Raw genomic sequence first — 6771 nt, forward strand, 5'->3', positions numbered from 1 at the left:
TCCCCTCCATTTGTCTCATTAAGCTTCGATCATGGCTGACGACAAGTACCTTACCTTCAAACAACTGGCATTGTTCTAGTAGCCAATTGCGTCCATCGTTATCCAAATGGTTCGAAGGCTCATCGAGGATCAGTATGTCGTTATTTGATACGAACAGCTGATGAAGCTGTAGCAAGGCGAGTTGTCCACCACTCAAAGAGCAACAGGGCGTGTTCAAATCACGAGTGATCTTTAATGCACCTAGCAACTGCTGGGTACGTGTCTCTAGATCCCAATCATCGCCAATGATATTGAAGTGCTGCAATTCACAGCTACCTTGTTCTATGGCGCTTAATGCTTCCAACTTTTCGGTGAGCCCTAAGAAGTCAGCGATGGTGATGTTGGCATCCAGTAGCTTTGATGGTAACTGAGAGTAAAAGCCGATTGAACCTTGGCGCGAAACACTACCTGTTGTGGGCTGTATTTGTCCAACGAGCAATGAAAGCAACAATGATTTTCCAGCCCCATTTCTTCCGACTAGGCCGGTGAGGCGAGTGCTCAAATTAAAGGTGATCTCTTTGAATAACCACTCACCAGTATCGAGTTGGAATGAGAGATTATTGGCTAATATAGTAGGCATAGAAATACCTCCCTTTACGTGTAAACGAGTAAAAGGGGTGAGGCGCTTTTTCTATATAGAACCCTACACAGAATTCTATGTATAGATCGCCAAAGACGTTACTTAGGTAGCGTACCAATCAAAGATAGGAAATAGAGTGCTGATCTGATTTCTGTCTTTAAGGTGCTGAGCTTAAAGATGTAGCTTGTCAAAAAACGGATCTTTAAGAGCTTGATTTGTCGCGAAAATAGATGACGAAGTAACGCCTACTAACCCCGAGTGTCCAAATGATTTTTATAAAAATAAATCGGATGTCAGGATGTTAGTACTTCATTATGGCGTTATTCTCTTTTGAAATGATGGTGGGATGGTACTGAAAGAAGGTGCTTAAAGTCAATATGGTGATGTGATTAAAATGTATCCAAATAATTAAAGCGCCTATATAACTATGAGGAGCTTTAGAGTGTTCTTTGAAAGCAAGAGCTTCAAATAATGTGCAAATTACAGGTTTTGTCCGCCGACAGCTCGCCAACACATATCAAAACTATCGTTGATGTACTTCGATGTTTGCTCTGGTGGAGACTCGCTTTGTTCAATCAGCCAGTTTGCACAAATCAGAAAGTGGCTATGGATGAAGTGTCTAACAAGGTTAATGTCCAACACCATCAATTCACCATCTTGTTGCCCTTTCAAAATGATCTCGTCTAGCGATGCGAACATCTGTGAAACAATCACTTCTCGAGTTTGAGTCGTTGGGTCGAAATGAACATTGGTAAAGAACTTCATCGCAACCGGATTCTCTAATGCCCATTCAATTCCTGTGATCCACATGAACTTAAAGGCTTGATAGCGATCTTCTACTGCCACATAAGTGTGCGGTTGAAGGGTCGAGAATAGCTCTAGCTTCAGCTCGCGAAACAGCTCATCAATCAATAGAGATTTGTTCTCGAAGTGGTGAAACAACGTCGCTTTTGCCACGCCGGCTGTTTTCGCTATTTGTCCGGTAGATGTGCCCTCTAGCCCTTGTTGAGAGAAGAGCAGGAGTGCAGCATCTAGGATTTTTTGTCTTTTGGTGATCATCTATTGAGTACTTTGAACATCAGTTTCTTGATTGGGTTGTTGTAAGGAGGATGCATTAACTTGGTGAAGTTGATTTTTCCTCTGCTTAGAACGGTTTTGGCATGGCTAAAGGTCTTGAAGCCCTCAATGCCGTGATAGTGTCCCATGCCTGAAGGGCCGATGCCACCGAATGGCGCGTCTTCTGCAGCCACATGCACCAAAGAATCATTAATACACACGCCGCCAGAGTGCGTGTCTGATAAAAACTTGTCTTGGGTTTCTTTATTATGGCTCATTAGGTACAGAGCCAGTGGGCGTTCTCTTGCTGTGATGTAGTTGATTGCTTCTTCGATGGTATCATAAGGCACGATAGGCAAAACAGGACCAAACAGCTCTTCTTGCATCGCGAGCATCTCATCGTTCACTTCGGTGAGAAGGTGCGGCGTCATTCTGTGGTTTACATCGTCCTGTGCTTGTTCGGTTACCGTGTGAATAACCGCGCCTTTGGCTTGTGCGTCTTCAATGACACCTTTCAAGCGATTGTATTGGCGCATGTTGATCACTGAGGTTAAGTCTTTGCTCTCAATACCTGCTTTATAAAGCTTCTTGAAATAACGCTTATAGGCTGTGATGAACTCATCCGTTTTTTCTCGCGGCAATAAGATGTAATCAGGCGCTACACATATTTGGCCAGCGTTTAAGCTCTTGGCAAACAGGATACGTTCAACAGCGTCCGCCACATCAAAGTCAGGGGCAATGATGGTTGGAGATTTGCCGCCTAATTCCAAAGTTACTGGCGTTAAGTTGTTAGCCGCTGCCCTCATAACGTGTTTACCCACAGCGGTTGAACCTGTGAAAAGGATATGGTCAAACGGCAGTTGGCTAAATTTAGCGGAAACGTCAGCTTCGCCTTCGATAATAGCGACCTGATTTTCACTAAAGCCTTCGGCCAACATCGCTTTTAAAACTCGGTTGGTCGCTGGAGTAAACTCCGACATCTTAAGCATCGCCGTGTTGCCCGCTGCTAACGCTGTGATCAGAGGCCCTAAAGAGAGCATGACTGGGAAGTTCCATGGAACAATGATGCCCACAACGCCCACAGGTTGATAATGAACCGTGATCTTTGCTGGCGTTAGCATCAAACCAGCTTTGCGGCGCGATGGCTTCAACCACTTCTTAAGGTTCTTCACGCTGTAATTGATCTGGTGAAGAGAAGGGGTGATATCAGCAATCAAGCTGTCGTGCTTTGCTCGATGGCCATAATCTTCAGATACTGCCTCAATCAATTGCTCTTGATAACGTATTAACAACGCTTTTAGTACTGAGAGGTTTTCTCTTCTCTGCTCAAGCGTAGGATTAACATTATTGCGGTAGTGATCTTTTTGTCGGTTGAACATTTGATCCATGTCGTTGGTGCTCGACGTGTTTGGTTCAAGGTCTAGATTATGGCTCATAGTATCCCCTAAATTCGAAGGCTGACCGATTGGTTGGTCAGTTGAAATTACAAGAAGATCGAATCGAATACAAGGTATGGACGAGAAAAGTTTATTTTTTGTTCAGTTGAGCGGGTGCTGAGTTGAGATGGTTAGGAAGATAAAAAGTGCCTTTGACGCAATCAAAGACACACGCGATTTACTTGCGGGCTAGGCAGACACTTTTTCACAACGCATAAAGATGAAGTTAACGTTTTTCGATAGGCGCTCGTACGTTTCTTCAGAGATGGCCTTGGCCTTCTCGTCGATTGTCCCTTCAGTGATTTGTGAAATCAGCAAACCAGATTGGCTGACAGCTTGGCAAAGCTCGGTTAATGAACGGCGGTAGAAGCTTACCTGAACGGGTGTGCCGACCGTGTTCCACTCTTCTTGAATGAATTCGCGCTCAAAGTAGTTACCTGAAAGGGTGCACTCGAAATCCGCAAATGGGTGGTGAGTGGAAAACACGATGTAGCCGCCCGGTTTTAGAACGCGATAAATGTCATCAAAGACAGGTTTTAGATCTTCAATGTAATGCAGTACTAATGGGCACACGATGACATCAGCGCTGTTATCAGCTTCTTTAGGTAAACCAAGTGCGGCATCTTGCGCGTAAGCAGTCACATTTGGGATTTGCTTAGCGTTAACTAAGTCGACCATATCTTGAGACAGATCCGTACAAGTCACTTTGTTTGCACCTTGGTCAATAAACCATTGCGCGTAAATACCTGATCCACAACCAAGGTCGACAATGTCGAGCCCATTCACATCATCAAGTAAGGCTATGGTTGATGGGCGTTCTAATAGGGCATTATAAATATTATCGCGAGCAGCAGAGTCGTATTGCTTTGCATAGGTGGTGTACATTTCGGACATGATTTAACACTCATCAATAGGCTTGGAATAACAGGATACAAGCTGTGTTGGTGATAGCGAGAGTTGTGATAGTGAAGTGCTTATATTTGTCACAACTCTGACTTAACCTCACTCAATTTACTAAAAATCTTATGGTTCCTGCACATTTTTTCTCCCTAATTTAATGTGAGAAATTGCTTTATATTTAATGCTCTTCAGCCTGTTTTTTACCCTAAAACCTTGTAATTCCTTACCTGTCACTTTAAGTCGATCTGTCGATAAAAAAACGTAATCGTCACCACAAATATCAATGGTTGGACTCGCTCTTAATAATATCGGTTAATGCAGCCAACAAATCGTTTTTGAACGCTTTTTGTTGGGTTATACCTCGCTATTCCAAAGAGGTATCTTCTGTCGATGGCCCTATAGTGTGAGGTCTCTAGAATTGGAAAATTCGGTTAATTTGGAACGCATCCGTGCTGAGTATAATGTAAAGCACTGGAGCCAAGGTTTTTATGGAATTGATGATAACGGTGAGGTGTATGTTTCACCGAGCGAAACCGATCATCAAGTTCCGCTAAGTCAGATCGTAAAACAGTTAGAGCAGCGAAATCTTGGTTTGCCTGCTCTTGTGCGTTTTCCTCAAATAGTGCATCAACGTGTGCACAATATCTGTAACGCATTCAACCAAGCGATCGACGAATATCAGTACGATAACCGTTACCTACTTGTTTACCCGATTAAAGTTAACCAACAGAAAGAAGTGGTTGACGAGATCTTAGCAAGCCAAGCTCAATTAGAGCAGAAGCAACTAGGTTTAGAGGCGGGCAGTAAACCTGAACTATTAGCGGTATTGGCGCTGGCTCAAAAAGCGAGCTCAGTGATCGTGTGTAATGGTTATAAAGACAGAGAATACATCCGCCTTGCGCTTATTGGCGAAAAGCTAGGCCACAAAGTATTCATCGTTTTAGAGAAGTTATCAGAGCTTGATCTTGTCCTTTCTGAAGCAAAAGCGCTTGGCGTGAAACCTCGTTTAGGTTTACGCATTCGTCTTGCATCTCAAGGTGCAGGTAAATGGCAAGCAAGTGGTGGTGAGAAGTCGAAATTCGGTTTGTCTGCATCACAAGTATTGACCGTTATTGAACGCTTGAAAGCAGAAGATCAACTGGATGTTCTAGAGCTAGTGCATTTCCACCTTGGCTCGCAAATGGCGAATATTCGTGATGTGCGAAATGGTGTGAGTGAAGCGGCTCGTTTTTACTGTGAACTGCGTGACATTGGTGCTCAACTGAAGTTCCTAGATGTTGGTGGCGGTTTGGCGGTCGATTACGACGGCACACGCAGCCAATCTTCAAACTCAATGAACTACGGCTTGCTTGAGTACGCTCGCAACATCGTGATGACAGTAGGGGATATTTGTAAACTCTACAATCAACCACAGCCTGTGATTATTTCGGAATCTGGTCGTTCGTTGACTGCGCATCACGCTGTGCTTGTTACTAACGTGATCGGTACAGAAAGCTACTCACCAGAAGACATGGCGGCGCCAGAAGCTGACGCACCACTGTTGCTAAACAACATGTGGAAGAACTTCTTGGAGTTAGATGCAGGTAATGATGACCGCGCGCTGATTGAGATCTACAACGACACGCAAAGTGATATCGCAGAAGCACACAACCAATTTGCGACAGGCATGCTGAACCTTCAGCACCGTGCTTGGGCAGAACAGATGTCTTTGCGTATTAACTATGAACTTAGCTCTCGTATGAGTACTAAGAACCGTTACCACCGTCCTATTTTGGATGAGTTGAGCGAGCGTTTGGCTGATAAGTTTTTCGTGAACTTCTCGTTGTTCCAATCGTTGCCAGATGCTTGGGGTATCGATCAGGTGTTCCCTGTATTGCCTCTAAGTGGTTTGGACAATGCGGATGAGCGACGCGCGGTAGTACTGGATATCACATGTGATTCTGATGGTACGATCGATCAGTATGTTGACGGTCAAGGCATTGAAACAACGTTGCCAGTTCCTGTATGGAACCCAGATGAACCCTACCTGATGGGCTTCTTCTTAGTAGGCGCATACCAAGAGATCTTGGGTGATATGCATAACCTATTTGGTGACACGCACAGTGTGGTGGTCAACGTTGATGAAAGTGGTGAAGCGAATATCGATTACATCAACGAAGGCGACACGGTTGAAGACATGATGCGTTATGTTCATATCGATATGGATCTAATTCGTCAGAACTACAAAGAATTGGTAACGGCGAAAGTACCAGCGAAAGAGCAGCAAAGCGTACTTGAAGAGTTAGAGCAAGGCTTGATGGGGTACACCTATCTTGAGGATTTTTAATGAACGATCTATTTACGAAACCAGATTACTCGCTGTATTCCAATGCGATGACGTTTATGCGTCGTCCATTGGTGCAAAACCCAATCGATAACGATGCTGATGTGGTTGTGTTAGGCGCGCCGTTAGATATGGCGACGTCTGGTCGTCCGGGTGCGCGTATGGGACCGGATGCGATTCGCCGTGCTTCTGTGAACTTGGCGTGGGAAGGTAAAAAATTCCCTTGGGACTTCAATGTATTTGAACATACCTCGGTCATTGATGCTGGCGATCTTGTGTTTGATTGTGGTGATGCAGAAGATCTAACTCAACGTTTAGAAGCGGCTGCTGATGCGATTCTAAATAGTGGTAAAACTCTGTTAGGTTTAGGTGGCGATCACTTCATTACACTGCCTTTGTTAAGAGCATACGGCAAGAAGTACGGTGAGATGGCTCTG

5 protein-coding genes and 1 pseudogene are annotated in these 6771 nt (G+C 44.4%); 2 read left to right on the forward strand and 4 right to left on the reverse strand.

The features are described from left to right. From IQQ51_RS27055 to IQQ51_RS12920, 4 genes and pseudogenes are all read right to left on the reverse strand, one after another. Window positions 1–619: pseudogene (locus tag IQQ51_RS27055) on the reverse strand (ATP-binding cassette domain-containing protein); the annotation flags it as partial. 480 nt (window positions 620–1099) lie between these two features. Further along, on the reverse strand, window positions 1100–1678 hold the full coding sequence (locus IQQ51_RS12910) for a TetR/AcrR family transcriptional regulator (RefSeq protein WP_193841282.1): 579 nt from the start codon (window positions 1676–1678) through the stop codon (window positions 1100–1102). Then, window positions 1675–3111 (reverse strand): coniferyl aldehyde dehydrogenase, encoded by a 1437-nt coding sequence (locus IQQ51_RS12915; protein ID WP_193841283.1) that lies wholly within the window; start codon window positions 3109–3111, stop codon window positions 1675–1677. Before IQQ51_RS12915 ends, IQQ51_RS12910 begins: the two co-directional genes overlap by 4 nt. Window positions 3112–3300: 189 nt before the next feature. Continuing rightward, window positions 3301–4005, reverse strand: coding sequence for a class I SAM-dependent DNA methyltransferase (locus IQQ51_RS12920; protein WP_050650674.1), 705 nt, complete (start codon window positions 4003–4005; stop codon window positions 3301–3303). A 424-nt stretch (window positions 4006–4429) separates the two neighbouring features. Here IQQ51_RS12920 and speA point away from each other — a divergent pair, with 424 nt between their 5' ends. Next, the gene (gene speA / locus IQQ51_RS12925; protein ID WP_265584316.1) at window positions 4430–6337 is read left to right on the forward strand and encodes an arginine decarboxylase; all 1908 of its coding nucleotides are present in this window, start codon (window positions 4430–4432) and stop codon (window positions 6335–6337) included. Further along, a partial coding sequence (locus IQQ51_RS27060) for an arginase family protein (protein WP_228012846.1) occupies window positions 6337–6771 on the forward strand: 435 nt, incomplete at its 3' end. The genes speA and IQQ51_RS27060, both read left to right, overlap by 1 nt.

This window comes from Vibrio sp. OPT18 (assembly GCF_015163615.1).
GTDB lineage: Bacteria > Pseudomonadota > Gammaproteobacteria > Enterobacterales > Vibrionaceae > Vibrio > Vibrio coralliirubri.